Source organism: Streptomyces canus (assembly GCF_041435015.1).
GTDB classification, from domain to species: Bacteria; Actinomycetota; Actinomycetes; order Streptomycetales; family Streptomycetaceae; genus Streptomyces; species Streptomyces canus_G.
The window spans coordinates 2,147,265-2,170,229 of the sequence record NZ_CP107989.1; the positions used below are offsets into that span (position 1 = coordinate 2,147,265).

At 71.6% G+C, this 22,965-nt stretch carries 11 protein-coding genes; 10 read left to right on the top strand and 1 reads right to left on the bottom strand.

Annotated features, from left to right (window positions below; genetic code table 11):
- Nucleotides 1-149 precede the first annotated feature (149 nt).
- From OG841_RS09655 to OG841_RS09670, 4 genes are all read left to right on the top strand, one after another.
- Entirely contained in the window at nt 150-8,696 is an 8,547-nt protein-coding gene (locus tag OG841_RS09655) for an amino acid adenylation domain-containing protein (protein ID WP_365118957.1), read from the top strand.
- Complete coding sequence (locus OG841_RS09660; protein WP_328641808.1) at nt 8,689-12,492, top strand: type I polyketide synthase; 3,804 nt, start codon at nt 8,689-8,691, stop codon at nt 12,490-12,492. The genes OG841_RS09655 and OG841_RS09660 overlap by 8 nt, the downstream gene beginning before the upstream one ends.
- 112 nt (nt 12,493-12,604) lie before the next feature.
- On the top strand, nt 12,605-13,387 hold the full coding sequence (locus OG841_RS09665; protein WP_328641807.1) for an SDR family oxidoreductase: 783 nt from the start codon (nt 12,605-12,607) through the stop codon (nt 13,385-13,387).
- 142 nt (nt 13,388-13,529) lie between these two features.
- The gene (locus OG841_RS09670) at nt 13,530-14,357 is read left to right on the top strand and encodes an alpha/beta hydrolase family protein (RefSeq protein ID WP_328641806.1); all 828 of its coding nucleotides are present in this window, start codon (nt 13,530-13,532) and stop codon (nt 14,355-14,357) included.
- A gap of 458 nt (nt 14,358-14,815) precedes the next feature.
- Here the strand turns inward: OG841_RS09670 and OG841_RS09675 are convergent, their stop codons facing one another.
- Nucleotides 14,816-15,280, bottom strand: coding sequence for a MarR family winged helix-turn-helix transcriptional regulator (locus OG841_RS09675; protein ID WP_365118959.1), 465 nt, complete (start codon nt 15,278-15,280; stop codon nt 14,816-14,818).
- A gap of 136 nt (nt 15,281-15,416) precedes the next feature.
- Here OG841_RS09675 and gap point away from each other — a divergent pair, with 136 nt between their 5' ends.
- The 6 genes from gap to ptlE all read left to right on the top strand — a co-directional run bounded on the left by gap (nt 15,417) and on the right by ptlE (nt 22,964).
- Nucleotides 15,417-16,421 (top strand): type I glyceraldehyde-3-phosphate dehydrogenase, encoded by a 1,005-nt coding sequence (gene gap, locus OG841_RS09680; protein ID WP_328641804.1) that lies wholly within the window; start codon nt 15,417-15,419, stop codon nt 16,419-16,421.
- 144 nt (nt 16,422-16,565) lie between these two features.
- On the top strand, nt 16,566-17,762 hold the full coding sequence (penM, locus tag OG841_RS09685) for a pentalenolactone synthase (protein WP_328641803.1): 1,197 nt from the start codon (nt 16,566-16,568) through the stop codon (nt 17,760-17,762).
- 141 nt (nt 17,763-17,903) lie between these two features.
- Nucleotides 17,904-18,755, top strand: a complete 852-nt coding sequence (gene ptlH / locus OG841_RS09690; RefSeq protein ID WP_328641802.1) for a 1-deoxypentalenic acid 11-beta-hydroxylase — start codon at nt 17,904-17,906, stop codon at nt 18,753-18,755.
- Nucleotides 18,756-18,809: 54 nt separating this feature from the next.
- Nucleotides 18,810-20,264 carry an MFS transporter gene (locus OG841_RS09695; protein WP_328641801.1) on the top strand — a complete coding sequence of 485 codons (1,455 nt, stop codon included), beginning with the start codon at nt 18,810-18,812 and terminating at the stop codon, nt 20,262-20,264.
- Between the two features lie 100 nt (nt 20,265-20,364).
- On the top strand, nt 20,365-21,192 hold the full coding sequence (gene ptlF, locus OG841_RS09700; protein ID WP_365118962.1) for a 1-deoxy-11-beta-hydroxypentalenate dehydrogenase: 828 nt from the start codon (nt 20,365-20,367) through the stop codon (nt 21,190-21,192).
- On the top strand, nt 21,150-22,964 hold the full coding sequence (ptlE, locus tag OG841_RS09705; RefSeq protein ID WP_328641799.1) for a neopentalenolactone/pentalenolactone D synthase: 1,815 nt from the start codon (nt 21,150-21,152) through the stop codon (nt 22,962-22,964). Before ptlF ends, ptlE begins: the two co-directional genes overlap by 43 nt.
- Nucleotide 22,965 lies beyond the last annotated feature (1 nt).

A 22,965-nucleotide genomic window follows, 5' to 3' on the forward strand; every position in this document is an offset into this window, starting at 1 on the left:
TTGAGCCGCCCTGGAACGCCTTGACTGGCCGACTCCCGGTCGAGCAGTGTGAGGCGGCAGGAGGTGATCGTCGTTTGCCTGTACTCCCCATTCGACAGCATCCAGCGGGTGATTCGTGTGAATCCCGCGCGTCATTGAGGGTTGGTGCCATGTCAATCCAGCAGTACGAACATCGCCCGCTGTCGGGAGCCCAGGAGGGTCTGTGGTTCGCCGGGCGGCTGGCGACGCACACGGCCGCCTACAACACCGGCGAGTACGTGGAGATCCACGGCCCGGTCGACACCGGCCTGTTCGAGGCCGCGCTGCGCCGTACAGTCAGGGAAGCCGATACCTTCGCGCTGCGCTTCGTCGAGACGCCGGACGGGCCCCGCTGCGTTCCGGTCGACGACCCGGACGACTGGCCGTTGCACCGCCTCGATGTCAGTGCCGAGCCCGATCCACAGGCCGCGGCGGAGGACTGGATCCGGCGCGACCTGGCGACGGCGACCGACCTCGTCTCGGGAGCGCTGTTCTCGCACGCGCTGATCACGCTGGGGCCGGACCGGTTCATCTGGTTCCTGCGGGCCCATCACATCGTGCTGGACGGTTACAGCTACAAGCAGGTGGCCCGTCGGCTCGCCGACACGTACACCGCTCTCGCCGCCGGGCGCGAGCCGGAGCCCGCCGGCTTCGAGCCGGTCGCGCGGCTCCAGGCCGAGGAGGCCGCCTATCTGGCCTCCGAGCGTCACGAACGGGACCGCGCGTTCTGGGCGTCCCGGCTGGCCGGTCTGCCCGACCCGGTCCGCCTCACCGAGCGCACGGCCCCGCCCCAGGCGCCCTTCCTGCGCTGCACCCACGACCTCACGCCCGCCGAGAACGAGGCGCTGAGCGAGGCGGCCGCCCGCCTCGGGGTCTCCCCCACCGACCTGCTGGTGGGTGCCGTCGCCGCGTATCTGCACCGCATGACCGGCGCCGACGATCTGGTCCTGGGCCTGACCACGATGAGCCGGCTCGGCTCGGCCGCGCTGCGCACGCCGGGCACGGCCTCCGACATCCTGCCGCTGCGCGTCGCCATCTCCCCCACCGCGCCGGTGGGCGATCTGATGCGGTCCGTGGCCGAGGAGCTGCGGTCGCTGCGCCGACATCAGCAGTACCGGGGCGAGTCCGTGCGCCGCGACCTGGGCCTCGTGGGCGCGGGTCGGAAGGCGTACGGGCCGGTGGTCAACGTGGTCCCGTTCGCCGAGGACCTGACCTTCGCCGGGCGTCCCTCGACCTCCCACCACCTCTCCGGCGGCGCGGTCGACGACCTGCAGATCAGTGTGCGCCCGGGAGCCGAGGCAGGTGGCCTGTGGCTGGCGTTCGACGCCAACCCGTCGGCGTACGAGCAGACCGAACTGGACACCCACCTGCGGCGGTTCCTCAACCTGCTGAACCAACTCGCCACCGGGGACGAGCAGTCGGCACTCGCCGACGTATCACTGCTGCTGCCGGGCGAGCAGCCGCAGACCCGGCCCGTGCGCACCTACACCATCACGGGCACCCTCACTCAGCGCTTCGAGGAGCAGGCGGCCCGCGCTCCGCACACCACTGCGGTGACCTGCGAGCGGGAGCACCTCAGCTACGCCGAACTCAACGCGGAGGCCAACCGGTTGGCGGGACTCCTCGTCGAGCGCGGTGCGGGACCGGGAAGGATGGTCGCGCTCGCGCTGCCGCGCGGGATACGCCTTGTCGTGGCGCTGCTCGCCGTGCTGAAGACGGGTGCCGCGTATCTGCCGCTGGACACCGGTCACCCGGCCGAGCGGCTGCGGCTCGTCACCGAGGACGTGCCGCCGACCGTGCTCGTCACCGACGCCGAGACCGCGGGGGCGCTTCCCGCGATACCGGCGCCGACCGTCGTGCTGGGCACCCGGGAGACCGACGAGGACCTCGCCGTACGCCCGCCCGGCGACCTCACGGACGCGGACCGCACCGGACCCACGGGCCCGGACGACCTCGCGTACATCATCCACACCTCCGGCTCCACCGGCCGCCCCAAGGGCGTGCCCATTCCGCACTCCAATGTGCTGCGGCTGTTCGAAGCCTCCAACGAGCACTACGACTTCGGCGCGGACGACGTGTGGTCGCTCTTCCACTCGTACGCCTTCGACGTCTCCGTCTGGGAGTTCTGGGGTGCGCTGCTGCACGGCGGGCGGCTCGTCGTTGTGCCGTCCGCGGTCACCCGCTCGCCGCGCGACTTCCTGCGGCTGCTGCGGGAGGAACGGGTCACGGTGCTCAGCCAGACGCCGTCCGCGTTCGAGCATCTGATGCAGGCGGATCTGGAGGACGAGCGCGCCGAGACGGCCCTGCGGTACGTCGTGTTCGCCGGTGAGGCGCTGCGGATGGAGCGGCTGCGGCCGTGGGCGGACCGGTACGGCCTGGACGCGCCGGCGCTGATAAACATGTACGGCATCACCGAGACGACCGTCCATTCCACGTTCCAGCGCCTGACCCGTGCCCACCTGGACGATCCGCGGCGACCCAGCGTGATCGGCCTTCCGCTGGCCGATCTGTGCATCCACCTGCTCGATGCGTCACTCCGGCCGGTTCCGCCCGGGGTGACCGGCGAGATCTATGTGTCGGGTCCGGGTCTGGCACCCGGCTACCACGCTCGGCCCGAGCTGACGGCCGAGCGGTTCGTGGAGGACCCGTTCGGCCCGCCCGGCACGCGGATGTACCGCTCCGGCGACCTCGCCCGGCGCAGGGCCGACGGGATCCTGGAGTACGCAGGACGCGCAGACCACCAAGTGAAGATCCGCGGGTTCCGTATCGAACCCGGCGAGATCCAGGCCGTGCTCGCCGATCACGCGGACGTCGCCTCCGCGGCGGTCGTCGTGCGGCGGACCGCGGACGGCGACCCGCAGCTCGTCGCGTACGCCGTGCCCGTCGAGGGACACCGCCCGGACCCGGCCGAGCTGCGCGCACACCTGGCCGAGAGGCTGCCTGGTCATATGGTCCCGGCTGCCTGTGTGCTGATCGACGCGCTGCCGCTGACCGCGAACGGCAAGCTCGACGTGCGGGCCCTGCCCGAGCCGGACTTCACCGACGCCGCGTCGGGGCAGCGCCCCACGACGCCCGAACAGTCACTGGTCTGCCGCCTGTTCGCCGAGGTGCTGCGACTGCCCGAGGGTTCCGTGAGCGTGGTCGGCAACTTCTTCGACCTGGGCGGGCACTCTCTGCTGGCCGTGCGGCTGCTGGCCAGGCTGCGCGCCGAGACGGGCGAGGACATCCCCATGACGGTGCTCTTCGACACGCCCACGCCCGCGGCCCTGGCGCTCCGGCTGACGGAGGAGTCCGGTTCGATCCGGCTGCCCCCTCTGGAGGCGGCGGCGCGTCCCGCGCGGGTGGCGCTGTCGTTCGCGCAGGAGCGGATGTGGTTCCTCAACCGGCTGGACGGAGCGTCGGCGACGTACAACATCCCGCTGGTCGTCCCGCTGGAGCACGACCTCGACGAGGAGGCGCTGCGCGCGGCGCTCGCCGATGTCGTGGACCGGCACGAGAGCCTGCGCACGGTGTTCGCGGACGACGGGGACGGTGCGCACCAGCGGATCCTGCCGCCCGGGACGCTGCGTCCGGAGCTGCGGATCGTGGACTGCCCGGGCGAGGAGGTGGACGCGCAGGTGGCCGCTGCGGGCCGGCACAGGTTCGACCTGACGCGGGAGAGCGCACTGTGGGCCGCGGTCGTCGGCAGCGGGGCGCGCCGCACGCTGCTGCTCGTCCTGCACCACAGCGCGGCCGACGGCTGGTCGCTGCGGCCCTTGGCGGAGGATCTGAGCGCCGACTACGAGGCCCGCGGGGAGGGCCGGGCGCCGCACGGGAAGCCGCTGCCGGTGCAGTACGCCGACTACGCGCTGTGGCAGCGCGGTGTCCTGGCCCCCGCGCCCGAAGGGCCCGGCCGTCTGGAGCAGCTGACCGGTTTCTGGCGCGAGGTTCTCGCGGGGCTGCCCGAGGAGAGCACCCTGCCCGCCGACCGGGCCCGGCCCGCCGTGGCCGGCGGCGCGGGCGCGAGTGTGTCGGCGACCGTGGACGCGGCGCTGCACGCGCGGCTGGAGCGGCTGGCGGACGCCGAGGGCGGGAGCCTGTTCATGGTCCTGCACACCGCCGTGGCCGCGTTGCTGTCCCGCTGGGGCGCCGGCACCGACCTGGCGATCGGCACGCCGGTGGCCGGACGCTCCGAAGCCGTGCTGGACGACGTCATCGGGCTGGTCACCAACACACTTGTGCTGCGCACCGACGCCTCGGCCGATCCTGACTTCCGTGAACTGCTCGCGCGGACCCGCCGGTTCGACCTCGCGGCGCTGGACCACCAGGATCTGCCGTTCGACCTGCTGGTGGACGACCTCAACCCGCCCCGGCACCCGGCCCGCCATCCTCTGTTCCAGGTCATGCTGGCCCTGCAGAACAACGAACCGGCCGTGCTCCGGCTCGGCGACCAGAGCACCCCGCTGCGTCCCACGGCCACCGGCACCGCCAAGTTCGACCTCTTCGTGGACGTTCTTGAACGGCGCGACGAGCAGGGCGCGCCCCAGGGCCTGGACCTCCATGTCGAGTACGCCACTGACCTGTTCGCCCCGGAGACCGCCGTCCGCTTCGCCGAAGCGCTGTCCGCCGTCCTCGGTGACGTGTGTGCGAATCCGGCGCTGCGGGTGAGCGACCTGCCCGCACGGCGTCCCCGTCCTCAGGGCCCGCCCGACGACCTTGCCGCCGTGGCGCTGAACGTCGCCGGCGTGCGGGACGCGGTCGCCCTGCCGTCCCGCGACGCCTCCGATGCGCCGTCGCTGTACGTGGTGCCCGGCCGGGCCACCGCGCCCGGCCAGGTGGAGCAGACCCTCGGCGCCGCGCGTGTCACGGCCGTGAACGGGCTGCCTCGCACCCCGGACGGCGCACTCGACGTCGATGCCCTGCGCGCGCTGCCTGCCGTCGACCGCACCGCCGCCACCCGCTGGGAGCGGGAACTGGCACGGCTCACCGGAGTCCGCGAGGCGACGGTCGAACCGGAGGACATTCCCGAGGAGCTGGGCCGGATCCACGCGGGGCCGCCCCGGCCCGGGACCCAGCCGGAGGCCTCCCCCGAGACCACGCCCCGGACCGATCGCGTCCCCGCCCTCAGCGAGGGCCCTCTCCTGCCCGAACCGTCCGTCTCCGGCTGGGCGGCAGCCCTCACCCGCGCGGCGGCCAAGCCACACGGCGAGATCGTGCACGTGCGCGCCGACGGCAGCGAGACCCGCCGCAGCTACGCCTCACTCGTCGAGGAGGGCTCGCGTGTCCTGGCCGGACTGCGGCAGAAGGGGTTGCGTCCCGGCGATCAGGTCATCCTCCAGTGCTCGGACACGGAGGACTTCGTGGCCGTGCTGTGGGGCTGTGTCCTTGGCGGGTTCGTGGCCGTGCCCCTGACCGTGCCCACCTCCTACGCCACCCCCTCGGCCGCCGTCACCAAGCTGGAGGGCATCTGGCGGATGCTGGACCGGCCGTGGATCGTCGCCTCGCCGTCGGACGCGCCCGGCCTGCGGGAGCTCGCCGGGCGGGACGGCTGGCCGGGGCTGCGGCTGACCACAGCCGACGCACTGCGCGAGGCGCCCGAGGACCGCGACTGGCACGAAGCGGCACCGGACGACCTGATTCTGATGCTGATGACCTCGGGCAGCACCGGCCTGCCCAAGGCCGTGCGGATCACCCACCGGGGCGTTCTGACCCGGTCGGCGGCCACCGAGGCGATGAACGGCCTGGGCGAGCACGACGTCAGCCTCAACTGGATCCCGCTGGACCATGTGACCGGCGTCGTGATGTTCCACCTGCGGGACGTGTATCTCGGCTGCCGGCAGATCCACGCGCCGACCTCCTGGATCCTGCAGGACCCTCTGCGCTGGGCCGACCTCGCCGACCGGCACCGGGTCACCGTCACCTGGGCGCCGAACTTCGCCTTCGGGCTCTTGGCCGAGCAGGCCCATCGCTTCGAGGGCCGTACCTGGGACCTGTCGCCGATGCGGCTGGTGATGAACGCAGGCGAGGTCGTCGTGGCCTCGGCCGCGCGCCGCTTCCTGCACGTGCTGGGTCCGTTCGGGCTGCCGCAGGACGTGATGCACCCCGGGTGGGGCATGTCCGAGACCTGCTCGGTGGTCACCGACTGCGTGCTGCCCGCCGAGCCGCCGGGACACGACGAGTCGTTCGTCAGCTGCGGGCTGCCGTATCCCGGGTTCGCCATGCGCGTCGTCGACGACCGGGACACCCTCCTGGCCGAGGGCGACGTCGGCCGGCTCCAGGTGCGCGGGACCTCGGTGACCGAGGGCTACTACGACAACGCGAAGGCCAACGCGCAGTCGTTCACCGAGGACAGCTGGTTCGACACCGGCGACCTGGCCTTCCTGCGCGACGGCGAGCTGTACATCACCGGCCGGGCCAAGGACGTCATCATCGTCAACGGTGTCAACCACTTCAGTCACGAGATCGAGTCCTGCGTCGAGGAACTCCCCTGCGTGGTGCGGAGTTTCACGGCCGCCGTCGCGGTCCGCTCCGATCCGTCCACGACCACCGACGAACTCGCCCTCTACTTCCACCTCGCCGAGGGGCACGACCCGGCCGGCGCCCTGCGCGAGATCGGCGGCAAGGTGACAAGGGAGATCGGCGTGAGCCCGGCCTTCCTCATCCCCGTCGGCACCGAGGACATCCCGAAGACCGAGATCGGGAAGATCCAGCGCACCAAGCTCCGCAAGAGTTTCGAGGCGGGCGACTTCGACGAGGCGGTGCGCGAGGCGCAGCTGCTGCTCGGCGGCGCGGCCACCCTGCCGGACTGGTTCCTGCTCCCGGTGTGGCAGCGGGCCGACGCCCTGCATCCGCCCCTTACAGCGGCGGGGCGGCACGTCCTCGTACTGGCCGGGCGCGAGCCCGAGGCCGCCGCACGCGTGGCCGGACGGCTGCGGGCCGCGGGCGGGCTGTGCACAGTGGTCGCCGAGGGGCGGGCGTACGAGCGGATCGACGCCGCCGCCTATCGGGTACGGCCCGCTGAAGTGGGCGACTTCGCAGCCGTGCTGGAGCGGCTCGGCGCCGACGGGCGCGAGGTCGACGCCGTGATCCGCCTCGGCTCGGACGGCGACACCGACCCCGCCGAGTCCCTGCTCGCCTTCGCTCGCGCGCTGATCGACCGGCATGATCCGAAGCGCCCGCTGCCGTTGCTGTTCGCCACGGCCGGCGCGCACGCCGTCACGCCGCACGACCGGCCGCGCTGCGACCACGCCACGTCCGTGGGTCTGCTCAAGTCCCTGCGCGAGGAGCAGCCTTGGCTGCGGGGTGTGCATGTCGACGTGGCGCCGAACTGGGACGTGGAGGCGCTGCTCGGCGAGCTGACGGCCACGCCCGTGGAGGCCGAGGTCGCCCACCGCGACGGCCACCGGTATGTGCGCCGCCTGGCGCCCCTGCCGGACCCGCTGCCGCGCACCCAGCCGTCCACCGCCGGCTTCCACCTGATCAGCGGCGGCCTCGGCGGTGTGGGCGTCGAGATCGCCCAGCATCTGCTCAAGACGCCCGGTACGAGGCTGCTGCTGCTCGGCCGCGGTGAGCCCAGCGACGAGCTGCGGCGGCTCGCCCAGCTCGGGGACGTGCGCTGGGCGCGGGCCGACGTCACCGACACCGCGCGGGTGCGGGCCGCCGTACGCGAGGCGGGCGAGGCGTGGGGCGTACCCCTGACCTCGGTGCTGCATCTGGCCGGTGCCTTCGACGAGCGGCCGGTGAGCGAGCTCGACACGGAGAGCTGGCGCACGGCACTGGACGCGAAGGTGCGGGGTGCCTGGGCGCTGCACGAGGTCGCGGCGGAGCACCCGGTCGACTCCTTCGTCACCTTCTCCTCCGTCAACGGCTACTTCGGCGGCGCGATGAACTCCGCGTACGCGGCTGCCAACGCCTTCCTGGACGCGCTGGCCGTGCACCGCCGTCACCTGGGGCTGCCCGGGCAGAGCCTGGCGTGGAGCATGTGGCGCGAGCGTGGCATGAGCCGCGGCTATGGGCTCACCTCGCTGACCGAGGCCCGGGGCTATCGGGTCCTCGACCCGGCGGCGGCGCTGCGTTCGTTCGATTTCGCGCGCTCCCTGGATGAGCCGCAGGTCCTGATCGGAGCGGACCGTACGGCACCGTGGGTGCGCGGTCACGTCGTGGACCCGGTACGACAGGTGCGGCGGCTCGCCGCGAGGGTCGCCCTCGACGAGGGCACCGACCTCGGCGCGCTGTACCGAGACGCGGCCCGGATCGCGGAGGGCGACGTGTGGGTGCTGCGGTCGGCCGGCATGGCCACCGACCGGTCCGAATCCCCGGAAGCCGGCGAGGAGTCACACCGACTCGAGCAACGGCTCGCCGGCATCTGGTGCACGGTGCTGGGCCGGGACCGGGTCGGCCGGGACGACAACTTCTTCGACCTGGGCGGCAATTCGCTGCTCCTGGTCGGCGCTCAGGCGGCGCTCAACAAGGAACTGGGCTGCGAGCTCGACGTGGTGGACCTGTTCGCGCATCCGACGGTGCGGGCGCTCGCCCGGCACCTGGTCAAGAGCGGAGTCGCCCCCGGCGATGTCGAGGCGGCCCCCGCGCCCGACCGGCCCACCGGCCTGGACCGGGCCAAGCAGCAGGCGCAACGGCAGCGGGCGGCCCGCGGCGCCCGTCGCTCCGTACACGGACGGAAGGACCGAACCGATGGCTGAGGCCACCACCGATCCGGACGAGGAGGTGCCCGCCGTCGCCGTGATCGGCATGGCGGCGCGCTTCCCGGGCGCGGACGACGTGGACACGTTCTGGGAGAACCTGGCCGCGGGCCGGGACGCGGTGCGGCCGGTCACCGACGAGGAGTTCCTCGCGGCGGGCGGCGATCCGAAGGACCTCGACGACCCGACCGTGATCCGGATGGCGTCCGTCGTCGAGGGCATCGACCTCTTCGACGCGGACTTCTTCGGCATGAGCCCGGCCGAGGCGGCCGTCGTCGACCCGCAACAGCGGCTGCTGCTGGAGATGGCGTACCACGCGCTGGAGGACGCGGGGCAGGTGCGCGAGGCGCAGGAGGCCACCGCCGGCGTCTACGCGGGCGCCGGCGACAGCCGCTACTACCCGGCGCACGTCCATCCCCAGTACGCCGGTCAGCCGGGGTCGGTGGCGCTGGTGCACGCGGCCACCGCCAACTCGCTCGGCACACTGGCCACCCGGATCTCGTACGAACTCGGGCTCACCGGGCCGAGTCTGTCGCTGCAGACGGCGTGCTCCACGGCGCTGGTCGCGCTGCACACCGCGTGCCAGGACCTGCTGGACTTCCGGTGCGACCTGGCGCTCGCGGGGGCGGTGTCCCTCAACCCCTCGGCGCTTCTCGGCTATCGGCATGTGCCGGACGGGCCCTTCTCGCCGGACGGGCGCTGCCGGGCCTTCTCTGCGGAAGCGGCCGGCACCTCCTCGGGCAACGGGGGCGGGGTGGTGGTACTGAAGCGGCTGGAGGACGCGCTCGCCGACGGTGACCGGATCCGAGCCGTGGTGCGGGGCTCGGCGGTCAACAACGACGGGCGCCGCAAGGTCGGGTTCACCGCGCCCAGCGCGCCCGGCCAGACCGAGGTGATCCTCGCGGCGCAGGCGCAGGGCGACATCGACGCCGGCACGATCGGGCTGATCGAGGCGCACGGTACGGCCACGCGGATCGGCGATCCGATCGAAGTGGCGGCGTTGACCGAGGCGTTCCGGCAGAGCACGGACCGGCGCGGGTTCTGCGCACTGGGCTCGGTGAAGAGCAACATCGGGCATCTCGGCGCGGCGGCCGGCATCGCCGGCGTCGTGAAGGCCGTACTCGCCCTCGAACACCGCCAGATACCGCCCAGCCTGCACTTCGACACGCCGAACCCGCTGATCGACTTCGCATCCGGTCCGTTCCGGGTGCCGACCGAACTGCAGGAGTGGCCGGACGCCGGCCATCCGCGCCGGGCGGCGATCAGCGCCCTGGGCATCGGCGGCACCAACGCCCACGTCATCGTCGAGGAGGCACCGGCCGCCGCACCGGAGCCCCGGCCCGCCGAAACGTCCCGGCGGCATGTCCTGCCGCTGTCCGCGCGCACGGCCGGCGCGCTGCGCGGCCAGGCCGAGGCCCTGGCCCGCCATCTGGAACACCACCCCGAGCTGCGGCTCGACGACGTCGCACACTCCCTGCACACCGAGCGCCCGGCCCTGCGCCACCGGCTCGCCGTCAGCGCCACGACGCCCGCCGAGGCCGTGGACGCGCTGCGCACCCCACAGCCGCCGGTGGGTCCGGTGCCCGACGATCCGTCGCGGGTGGCGTTCCTGCTGCCCGGCGGCGGCACCCAGTACGTCGGCATGGGGGCCGAGCTGTACCGGGACAACGACGTCTACCGCGACGTCGTGGACGAGTGCGCGCGCGTCCTGCGGCCGGTCGTCGATGGCGATCTGCGCACCGCCCTGTTCGAGCGGGTCGAGCCGGACGGCCTCGCCTCCTTGCTCACGCTGATCGTCACCGAGTACGCGCTGGCCACGACACTCATGGAGCAGGGCGTGCGCCCCGACGCACTGATCGGGCACTCGCTCGGCGAGTACACGGCGGCCTGTCTGGCCGGAGTGATGGATCTCGACGAGATGCTGCCGGTGGTCACCGAGCGCGTACGGCTCATCCTCTCCCGCGGCGGGGCGACCGTCGGCGTCGCCGCCTCCGCGGACGCCGTCGCGCCGCTGCTCGGCCCGGACCTGTCGCTGGCGGCGGTGAACGGCCCCGCGGCCTGCACGGTCGCCGGACAGGCGGATGCGGTGTCCCGGTTCGAGGCCGAACTCACCCGCCGGGACGTGCCGTTCCGTCGGCTGCGTATACCCGCCGCCGCTCACTCCCACGTCCTCGACCCGATCCTCGACACCTTCGCCGGCCAACTGCGCCCCCTGCGGCTGCGAGCGCCCAAGATCCCGTACGTCACGAATGTCACCGGCACCTGGATCACCGACGCGCAGGCGACGGGCGCAAGGCACTGGGTCGACCACACGCGGCGCACCGTGCGGTTCGCCGACGGCATCCAAACGCTGTGGGCGGGCGGGCGGCCGGTGCTGGTGGAGATCGGACCCGGGGACAGCATGACCAAGCTGGCCCGAGCCGCGCTGGAGCACGAGGACCCGGTGACGGTCACGACCATGCGGCACGCCAAGGCCGACGGGCCCGACGGCTTCGTCTTCGCGGGCGCGCTCGGCAGGCTGTGGGCCGCCGGTGTCGACGCGGCGCTGCCCTACGACACCGATTCGGCCGGGCCGCCGCGCCGGGTGCGGTTGCCCGGGTACGCCTTCGACCGGCGGCGGCACTGGATCGACGCCCCGGGCGCGCACACCGGGTCGGGGGCAGCCGAGCAGGAGCGGGCCGTGGACGCCGGGCACGGGCGGGTGCCCCGTCCGCTGCTGACCTCCGAGCGCGTGGCGCCGCGCACGGAGCGGGAGCGGGCCGTGGCCGAGGCGTGGGAGGAGCAACTGGGCATCGACGGCATCGGCGTCCACGACAACTTCTTCGACCTCGGCGGCGACTCGATGCGGGCCGTGCTTCTCGCGGGCCGACTGCGTGCGACGGGTGTGCTGGACGTGCCCGGCGGCTCGCTGCTGGCCGCTCCCACGGTCGCCGGCCTGCTGGAGTGGGTCGACGAGCGCCAGGGCCCGTCCTCGAACGCGCTCGGCCCCTTGCTGCCGCTGCGCCGCGAGGGCGCCGAGACGCCCCTGTTCTGCATCCACCCCGGCGCGGGCGTCGCCTGGCGGTACACCGGACTGCTTCCCCATCTCGGCCCGGATCAGCCGGTCTTCGGCATCCAGGCGCACGGCCTCGACGGCAGCCGCCCGCCCGCACCGGACGCCGCGTCCATGGTGGCTTCGTACGTGGACCTCGTGCGAGAGGTCCAACCCAGCGGCCCCTACCGGCTGTTGGGCTGGTCCTACGGCGGTTTCGTCGCGCACGCCATGGCCTGCGCACTCCAGGAGCAGGGCGAGCGGGTCGAGTTGCTGGCCATGCTGGACGCCCCGCAGACCCGCGGCATGCTCTACGCCCCGGAGCAGGTCGAGCGGCAGGTGGCCGGGCTGCTGATGCGGGTGGCGGGGCTGCCGGTCGACGCGGACACCGCGATCCCGGACGTCGACAGCGTGCTGGCGCGCATCGGTGAGGATCCGGCCGACGGCGACGCGACGGCTCCGGTGACGCGCGGCGAGGCCGCGGCGATCGCCGACGTGATGCGCAACAACCTGCGCATCGCCCCGCAGTTCAGTCCCGGCGTCCACGGCGGCGATGTGCTGTTCTTCACCGCCGCCGAGGACACCCACACCGATGGCGCCGATCCCGCGCTCGCCGCCGGAAAGGCGGACGCGTGGCGGCCGTACGTCGACGGATCGCTGACCGATCACCCCGTGCCGTGCGGCCACTACGCGATGACCGAACCCGCGCCCATGGCCGTGATCGGCGCCGTGGTCGCCAAGGCGCTGCGCCCCGTCTCCGAGTGAGCCGATCCGCTTCCCCACGCTCCCCCACCGAACTCGACCACCTCACGCTCGGCTTCGACGTCCGTCCGGCCGACCACCCGACTCGCAAGACCTTCAGGAGAGGGAGACCACCTTGGCAAGCACCGGACGACACCAGGGCAGGACCGCGCTGGTCACGGGAGGCAGCCGTGGCATCGGGCGAGCCGTCAGCAGCCGGCTGGCGCGAGAGGGCGCGCTGGTCGCCGTCCACTACGGGCACGACGAGGCGGCGGCGGACCGTACGGTCAAGGAGATCGAGACGGACGGCGGCCGGGCGTTCGCGATCCACGCGGAACTGGGCGTCCCCGGTGACGCGACCGCCCTGTGGTCCGCGTTCGACCGCGAGCTGGCCGCGTACGCCCCGGATGCCGAACCGGGCCTGGACATCCTGGTCAACAACGCCGGGATCACACTTCCGCGGACGATAGAGCATGTCACCGAGGAGGACTACGACCGCGTCTTCGCCGTCAACACCAAGGCGCCGTTCTTCATCCTCCAGCAGGGCCTCGGCCGGCTGCGGGACGGGGGCCGGATCATCAACATCTCGTCAGGGGCCACGCGTTTCGCGTACCCGGTGATCATGACGTACTCCATGACCAAGGCGGCCATGGACCACCTGACGCTGTCCCTCGCCGCCGAGCTCGCCCCGCGGAACATCACGGTGAACGCGGTCGCCCCCGGCTTCACCGAGACCGAGATCAACCCGACCCTGAAGGACCCGCAGATCCGGCAGGCGCTGTCCGCGCACTCGGCGTTCAACCGGCTCGGCCAGCCGGCTGACATCGCCGATGTGGTCGCCTTCGTCGCGAGCGACGACGCCCGCTGGGTGACCGGCCAGTTGCTCGACGCGACCGGCGGCGTCCACCTCGGCCTGTAGGCCGACCCGTTCGCGCGTCCCCCAGCCCGTTCCGAGCGGACGGCAGTTCCAAGGAGCACTTCATGAACGACGGCATGTGCGTCGTGAACGCCGATCACCCGCGCGAACCGGCCTCGCTTCCCGGAGTCGTGGGCGGTGCGCGGTGACATCCAGGGAGATCTCGGCCTTCGCCGCCGAGGAGGAGCAGCGCGTCCTGAGCCTGAAACCGGTCCTCGCGCCGGTGCACGGGAAGTACGGTGACCATCCCCACCAGGTCTACGACGCCTGGCCCGCCGAGGACCCGGAAGCACCGCTGGTGCTGTTGCTGCACGGCGGATACTGGCGCTACGACCGGATGCATCTGACGCCGTTCGCCTCCTGGCTGGCGCGTCAGGGCTTCTCTGTGCTGCTGCCGGGCTTTCGCCGGTCCGGGGGTGCCGGAGGTTATCCGGAGACCTTCGACGACGTCGCCCGGATCGTCGACACGCTGCCCGAAGGCCAGCCGTACGTCCTGGCCGGCCACTGCTCCGGCGGCCATCTCGCCCTGTGGTGCGCGGCCCGCGCTCTCCTGCCCGCCGACTCGCCGTGGCACACGACGTCCCTCCCACCCGCCGTGCTCGCCCTCGCCCCGCTGACCGACCTCGAGGCCACCCGCCGGGACCGGCTCAGCAGCGACGCGGCGCTGCAACTCCTGGGCGGATCCGACCTGTTCGAGGCGCGGATGCCGAACGTCGATCCGCTGACGCTGCTGAAGGGGCCGGGAACGACGGGCGTACGGACCGTGCTGCTGCACGGCGCGGTCGACGAGGAGGTGCCTCTGTCGCAGTTCACGGACTACGCGGCGGTGCACGACGACCTGGAGACGATCGTCCTGCCTGACATCGGCCACTACACGCTCATCGAGCCCGACGCCCCCGGCGCGATCGCGGTCGCCGACACCATGCGCCGCCTGGCCGCGACCGTAGCCGTCGATGGACGCGGCCGCCTCTGACGCCGCTGCCCCCCGCTCCGGGCGACGCTGTACGCGCGCGGCCCCGGAGAGCGCTGCCGTCCGTCAGGGGCCGTTCGGCGAGGTGCCCTGTCAGCGGCGAAGCCGGTCCGGCCATGGTGAGATCGACGACCCGGTTCACAGGCCCTCGAAGGCCGGGGTGAATGCCGTCACGGCTCAGGCCTCAGGGCGCCCGACGACGGACGCCGGGGCATGACGACGGAACCGTTCCCGCCGGATGCGGCGATCCGCCGGGCGGCGAGCGACTCCAGAGCGCAGCGCGCCTCGGCATCCCGGAGAGCGCGGCCCCTGCGGCGCCCACCTCATCTCAAGCCCGGGCCGGAAGGCTCGACTTCGCTACCCAGGGCGAACACAAGGAGAGTCGTTCATGACGCATACGACACATACACAGCGGCGTGGATCCACGGGCGTGGCCGACACATTCGATGAGCGGCCAGGTCTTACCGTCCGGCTTGTGTCCCGAGTTCCGCGAGATGGGTCAGGGCGGGGAGAGCGGCGGCGATCGCCTGTCGTTCCGCGGGCGTCAGCCGGGCGATCAGCGGGAGCAGGTGCCGGCCGCGGTCCTCGTGCCGGGCCTGGCCGATCTTCCGGCCGCTGTCGGTGATGTGGATGAGGACGGCGCGTCCGTCCTCCGGGTCGGGACGGCGCTCCACTAGTCCGTCACGCTCGAGTCGGGTGACCATCTGGGTGAGCCCGGGCTGGCTGATCTGCTCGGTCCTGGCGAGTTCGGTCAGCCGCTTCGGACCGCCGACGGCCAGCGTGTCCAGCACGGACAGTGTCGTGAACGTCAGCTTCTGCACCACGGGAAGCCGGATGTAGTAGCGGTTGAAGTTCTCGATCACCCGCGTGAAGTCACCGACATTCAAGTCGGAGTCGAGGTCGGCTCGATGAGTAGAGGTCACCATGGAAATGTACCGCAGTCTTATATAAGCTACTTATTGATCGCGGTACCGGCGCCTCCCCCGGGCGCGTGGTCTGCATCGCCCCGCGGCGCAACGGCGCGTCAAACGACATCACAAGCGTTAGGCGAAAGACACACCCATGACTGTGCGTATCGGCATCAACGGCTTCGGACGTATCGGCCGCAACGTCTTCCGGGCGGCGGCAGCGCGGGACTCGGAGCTGGAGATCGTCGCCGTCAACGACCTGGGCGATGTGCCCACCATGGCCCACCTGCTCGCTTACGACTCCATCCTGGGCCGCTTCCCCGAGGAGATCACCGCCGCGCCGGATGCGATCCGCGTGGGCGACCGGACGGTCAAGGTCCTCGCCGAGCGCAATCCCGGGGACCTGCCCTGGGGCGACCTCGGTGTGGACATCGTGATCGAGTCCACCGGCATCTTCACCGACGCCGAGAGGGCGCGCTCACACGTCGAAGGCGGCGCGAAAAAGGTCATCATCGCGGCTCCGGCCAGCGGCGAGGACCTCACGGTCGTGCTCGGCGTCAACGACGGTGCCTACGATCCGGAGCGCCACACGATCATCTCCAACGCCTCCTGCACCACCAACTGTCTCGCCGTGCTGGCCAAGGTGCTGCACGACACCGTCGGCATCGACACCGGCATGATGACCACGGTCCACGCCTACACGCAGGACCAGAACCTCCAGGACGCCCCGCACAAGGACCTGCGCCGGGCCCGGGCCGCGGGCATGAACATCGTGCCCACCTCCAGCGGCGCTGCCAAGGCCATCGGCCTCGTCCTGCCGGAACTCGCCGGCCGGCTGGACGCCTTCGCCCTGCGGGTGCCCGTCCCTACCGGCTCGGTCACCGACCTCACGGTCACCACCCAGCGCGGCACCACGGTGGAGGAGGTGAAGGAGGCGTACGCGGCCGCGGCCTCGGGACCGTACAAGGGGCTGCTCTCCTACCTGGACGCACCTCTGGTCAGCACCGACATCGTGGGCGACCCGGCCTCCTGTGTCTTCGACGCCGGGCTGACCCGGGTGTCCGGCCCGCAGGTCAAGGTCGTCGGCTGGTACGACAACGAGTGGGGCTACTCGAACCGCCTCATCGACCTGGCACTGCTCGTCGGGTCGTCTCTGTAGTTTCTCGCCGGAGCGGCGGCCGCCGCTCCGTCTCCGCTTCGGCGCGCCCGTAGCCCGGCGCGCAGCGTACCCGACGCCACTGATGCCGTCGGCGTGCCCGGATACCCCACGAATCCCATGCACGACGCCCCGAGGACAGACCAAATGACGGAACTTCCGACGCTACCGTTCGACAACCCATCCATACTCGGCATCGCGCCCCAGATGCGCGCACTGCAGCAGCAGGGGCCGATCGCCAGGGTGCGGACCGCCGGTGAAGACGCCTGGCTGGTCACCCACTACGGCGAGGTGAGGAAACTGCTCGCCGACCCCCGACTCGGTCTCAGCAATCCCCACCCGGAGCAGTCGGCCAAGAGCGCGGCCAGGAAATTCATGATGGCGCTGATGGCCGGGGACGACTACGACACCGAGGCCACCAACCATCCGCAGATGCGCGAGCTGCTCGTGCCCCGGTTCTCCACGCGCCGGATGCGCCTGATGAAGACCCGGATCGAGCACCACGTGGACGAGCTGCTCGACAAGTTGGCCGCCGGCACGGCGCCGGTCGACCTGCACCACGCGCTGTCGTTTCCGCTGCCGACCATGGTGGTCTGCGATCTGCTCGGCGTGCCGTTGGCCGACCGGGAGCGGTTCGGGCAGTGGGCGAGGGGCACATTCGACGAGAGCGACGGCCAGCACGCGGCGAACACCTTTCAACAGGTTGTCGACTACATGATGGACCTGGTGGCGCGCAAGCGAATCGAGCCGGGCGACGACATCCTGTCCGAGCTGATCGCCGAGAAGGACGGCTCACTGTCCGATGCGGAAATCGCCCAATTGGGTAACGCCGTACTGCTGTTCGGCTACGAGACCACCATTGTGCGCATCGACATGGGCGTCCTCCTGCTGCTGCGCAATCCGGCCCAGCGTGCCCAGCTGGCCGAGAACCCCGCACTCGCGCCGGCCGCGGTCGAGGAGATCCTGCGCCTGGCCGTCGGCGGCAAGGGATCCAACGCGCTGATACCCCGCTACGCGCACAGTGACATCACCCTCGGCGACACAGTCATCCGGACCGGAGACGCGGTGCTGCTGGCCATCGGCGCAGCCAACATCGACGGCCGGGCGTTCCCCGACAGCGACCTGTTCGACCTGGCCCGGGACAGGCCCAAGTCGCACATGGCATTCGGGCACGGCACCCGGCACTGCATCGGCCGCGTGCTGGCCCGGATCGAGCTCACCGCGGTGTTCGAGCGGCTGTTCCGCAGACTGCCCAGCCTGCGACTCGCGGTACCCGAGGAGTCGCTGCGCTGGCAGGAGCACCGGATCACCGGCGGATTCGACGAAATCCCCGTCACCTTCTAGCGGCATTGCACGGGCAAAACCCACAGCCGCCCACCGTCCATGGCCATAGGTGGCCACAACCGCAAGATCCAATCCGTTGGCCCGCCCGGATGTTTGACGCTCCTCCCCCCACACGCACAGACGTCACGAGGACAAGGAACCATGACGGACACTTTCAGCGACTACATCGACTGCACGCCTCTTCTCGACGACCGTGAGGCCCTCGACCGGTTCTACGACGAGCACGGCTACCTCTATCTGCGCGGCGTTCTGGACCGTGATCTCGTGCGGGCCGCCGCCGAGCAGATGCTCGAGGGCCTGATCGCACTCGGCCACGCCGCCCCCGGCACCACGCTCGACACCCTCACCATCGAGTCGTTCGAGGCGGTCGACGAGAGGGCGATGCACGGCTACGTCAAGTACGACGACCTGTGGAACCACCCCTCGACCCTCAAGGTCTGGGAGAAGGTCTTCGGCGAGCCCGTCTTCGTCTTCAAGTCGACGACGATCCGCTACTACCCCTCCGGCGCGGGCTCCCCGGCGCCGAGCTTCCTGACGCCGCTGCACCAGGACGGCTACTACATCGGCCCGAACAAGGACTTCCGCACCGCCTGGATGCCGCTGCTCGCGACGACCCGCGACATAGGCGGCGTCGCCCTCGCCAACGGCAGCCACAAGAAGGGCCCGCGCGAGCACGTCGCCACGGAGAACCACCGCCGCTTCGGCCACCCCATGCGCGGTATCCCGGCGGAGGAGTTCGGCGCGGACGAGCAGCTGCTGCTCTCGCCCATGGAACCGGGCGACGTGATCATCTTTCACGCCTTCATGTGTCACAAGTCCATCCCGAACGTCTCGGTGAACCCGGCCGGCATGCGGATGTCGATGGACACCCGCATCCAGCCCGCCTCCTCGCACCGCGGGTTCAACGCCCTGACCCCCTGGGCGGAGTCCGCGAAGGACCCCTCCAAGGGACTCGTCGCGAAGCTCTCCGGCACCCCCGCCACCAGCGAGTGACGTTACCCCCGCATCCGCCCCAACCGTCCCCCACAACGCCCGGGTAGGCAGCGCATGACGAAACGCGAGGGCCTCCCCCCTCTGAAGGAGCCCACCGCGGCACCGGAGCCCTCGGCCGTCACGGAACCGGCCACCGCGAGGCTCAGTGGCATCGCCCTCATGGTGGTGCTCACCGGATACGTCTTGTCCATCGTGGACGCCTCCATCGTCAATGTGGCGCTGAACTCGATCAGTGACGACCTCCACGGCGGCCCCGCCGCACTGGAGCTGGTGGTGTCCGGCTACGGCCTCACCTACGCCCTCGGCCTGGTGCTGGGCGGACGGCTGGGCGACGCCTTCGGCAGACAGCTCCTGTACGCCTACGGGCTCGCGGCGTTCACCGTCACCTCGGCGCTGTGCGGACTCGCCCCGACCATCGAGGTCCTCATCGTGGCCCGGCTGTTGCAGGGCGCCGCCGCCGCCATGCTCGTACCGCAGGTGCTGGCGACGATCCAGGCGGTCACCGTGGGCCAGGCGCGCGCCCGTGCGATCGGCATGTACGGCGCGACCGCGGGCGTCGGCATGGTCATCGGGCAGATCCTGGGCGGGCTGTTGGTCTCGCTGGACGTCGCCGGGATCGGCTGGCGGATGGTCTTCGTGATCAATGTGCCGATCGGAGTGGCCGCGCTGCTGGCCGTCCGGCGCGTCCCCGCGACCAGGGCCGACGCGAAGCCGGGCTTCGACCCGCTGGGCACCGTGCTGTTCGGTGCCACCATGGTCTGTGTCCTGGCCGTGGTAGTGGCGGGCCCCGACCTGGGCTGGCCGCTGTGGCTGTGGTCGTTGCTCGCGGTCGCCGCGGTGGGGGCGCTGGCGCTGGTGCGGGTCGAGCGCGGGCTGGAGGCGCGGGGCGGCTCACCGCTGCTGTCCCCGTCGGTGCTGTCTCATCCGGGGATGCGCAGAGGGCTGGCGGCGATGGTGCCGTTCTCGGCCGGCTTCGGCGCCTTCCTGTTCGTCTACGCGCTGATCGCGCAGGGTCACTTCGGCTTCGACGGGCTCGCCTCCGGCGCGGGGATGGCGCCGTTCGCCGTGGCGTTCTTCGTGGTGGCGCAGTTCACCCCGAGGATCGCGGCGGCCCTGGGCGGCCGGATCGTCACCCTGGGCACCGTCGTCCAGGGCGCGAGCCTGCTGCTGCTGGCGCTGGTGCTCTGGCTGGGCTGGCCACATCCCTCCCTGGCGCTCGTGCTCGTCGGGATCGGCTTCTTCGGCGCAGGCGCGGCGCTGATCGGCCCGACGCTGTTCCGGACGATCCTCGCCGACGTACCCTCCGCGCAGGCCGGCATGGGCAGCGGTGTGCTGGTGACCAGCCAGCAGATGGCGACCGCGCTGGGCGCGACCGTCGGCGGAACCCTCTACATCTCCCTGGCCGGTTCGCTGTCGACGGTGTCGGCGGCCGTGCTCGTTCTCGCCCTGTTGATGTGTTTCCTAGTGATCGTTCTCGTGATCAGCCTGAAGCTCCCCGACCCCAGCTGACACCCGCGCCCCTCGAACGGCGCTATCTGATCCAGACCTTCTCGTTGGCAACGGCGCGCCGTTCTTCGGCGTACCCGCGCGCAGGAGTGGAGACAGCCAAGTGCAGTTACAGACAAGGACGGCCGTGGTGACCGGCGCGGCCAGCGGCATCGGCCTCGCCCTCAGCGCCCGCTTCGCACGGGCCGGCGCCGGGGTGGTCATGGCGGACGTCGAAGGCGACGCGCTGCACCGGCGGGCCGCCGAACTCACCGCACAGGGCGCTCAGGTCACCGCCGTGACCGCAGACCTGACCGACCCGGACGCCGTTGAAGGGCTCGCGGACACGGCGTTCGACCTGCTCGGCGACATCGACGTGGTGTGCAACAACGCCGGGGTCCTCGGCCCCGTGGGACAGCCCCTGTGGGAGGTGCCGCTGGAGCGGATGCGACAGGTCTTCGAGGTGAACCACTGGGCGCACGTCCTGGTGGCCCGCGCCTTCGTCCCCCGGCTCCTGGAGCGCGGCCGGCCCGCCCATCTGATCCACACCGCCTCGATGTCCGCCTTCGTCGTCGGCGCGGGCAGCGCCGCCTACGCCGCCTCCAAGCACGCCGACCTCGCGGTCGCCCGCAGTCTCCGTGCCGATCTGCGGGGCACCGGGGTCCGCGTGTCGGTGCTGTGCCCCGGCCGGGTCGACACCCCCATGGTCCAAGGCCTGACGGCCCCGCGCGGCGCGGGCGGCGACATCTCGGTGAGCGCCGAGGACGTCGCCGGACTCGTGTGGGAGGCCCTCGGCTCCGACCGCTTCTATCTCTTCAGCAACTCCGACGCCCCGCTGCGGCTGCGCGGTCAGTTCGACGACGTGTGGCGTCATGTATCCCTTCCGCCCCCTTCCCTCGAGGAGGAGCTGTGGCCCGCGCCGAAAGCGACGACCGTAGCGACGAAACACTGACCATCGACCTGGAAGCGGTGAGGGAGAAATACCGGCAGGAACGCGACAAGCGCAGCGTCGGCCGCACCTACCGGTTCGCGCGCGGTGACTTCAGCCGCTACGCGCGAGACCCCTACACCGAGCGGCAGGAGCGCGAGCCGCTCACCGACGAGGTGGACGTCGCCGTCGTCGGCGCCGGCATCGGCGGCCTGCTGACCGGCGCCCATCTGCGCAAGGAGACCGGCCTGGAGCGCATCCGGCTGATCGACGAGGCCGGCGATGTCGGCGGCACCTGGTACTGGAACCGCTTCCCAGGCGTCCGGTGCGACGTCGAGAGCTACGTCTACATGCCGCTGCTCGAAGAGATCGGCACGATACCCACCGAGAAGTACTCCACCGGGCCCGAGATCTTCGCCCACCTCCAGCAGATCGCCCACAGGTACGACCTCTACCGCGACGCCCTCTTCCAGACCACCGTCACCGAGCTGCGCTGGGACGAGGCCGCCGGGAAGTGGCTGGTGAGCACCGACCGCGGCGATCTGATCCGGGCCCGTTACGTGGCCATGTCGATCGGTCTGATGCACCGCCCCAAACTCCCCGGGCTGCCAGGCCTGGAGACGTTCGCCGGGCACTCCTTCCACACCAGCCGCTGGGACTTCGACTACACCGGCGGCGACAGCACCGGCGGCCTGACCAAGCTGAAGGACAAGAAGGTCGGCGTCATCGGCACCGGCTCGACGACCATCCAGCTCGCCCCGCACCTCGCCGAGTGGGCCGAGCAGCTCGTCCTCTTCCAGCGCACCCCGGCCGCCGTCGACGTCCGCGGCAACCGGCCCACCCCGTCCGACTGGGCGGACACCCTCGAACCGGGCTGGCAGCAGCACCGGATGGAGAACTTCCACGCGCTGACCTCCGGCCTCCCGCAGGACGAGGACCTGGTCCAGGACCGCTGGACCCAGACCACGGCCAAGCTGGCCGCCGCGATCCTGCCCACCGGCGACACCGGGGGCGACCCGAAGGAGCGGGCGCTCGCGGCCGAGCGGGCGGACTTCCTCAAGATGGAGGAACTGCGCGCCCGCATCGACAGCGTCGTCACCGACCCCGCGACCGCCGCCGCCCTCAAGCCGTACTACCGCGTGTACTGCAAGCGGCCCTGCTTCCACGACGGCTACCTCCAGACCTTCAACCGGCCCAACGTGACCCTGGTCGACACCCAGGGGCAGGGCGTGGAGCGGCTCACCCCGGCCGGGGTGGTCGCGAACGGCCGGGAGTACCCGGTCGACTGCCTGGTCTTCGCCACCGGCTACGAGCACGAGTTCGCCGTCCCGTACACCGACCGCGCCGGCTACGACATCGTCGGCCGCAACGGCGTGAAGCTGTCGGAGAAGTGGGCGGACGGGGCGCACACCCTGCACGGACTCCAGGTGAATGGTTTCCCCAACTGCTTCATCCTGTCGAAGGTCCAGGCCGGCCGGCACGTCAACATCGCCTACATGCTGGGCGAGCAGACCCGGCACCTCGCGCACATCGTCAAGTCCGTCGAGGAGCGCGGCCACCAGGTCGTGGAGGCCTCCGAGGCCGGCGAGAAGGAATGGGTCGAGGAGATCCTGCGGCTCGCCACCAACGACCTCGACTTCCTGGAGAACTGCACGCCCGGCCTCTACAACAACGAGGGCGACCCGAGCGGACTGCCCCTGCTCAACTCCAGCTACGGCGGCGGCTCGGTGGAGTTCGTGAACATCCTCAGGCGCTGGCGCGAGGCGGGCGACCTCGCCGGCCTCGAACTGCGCTGAC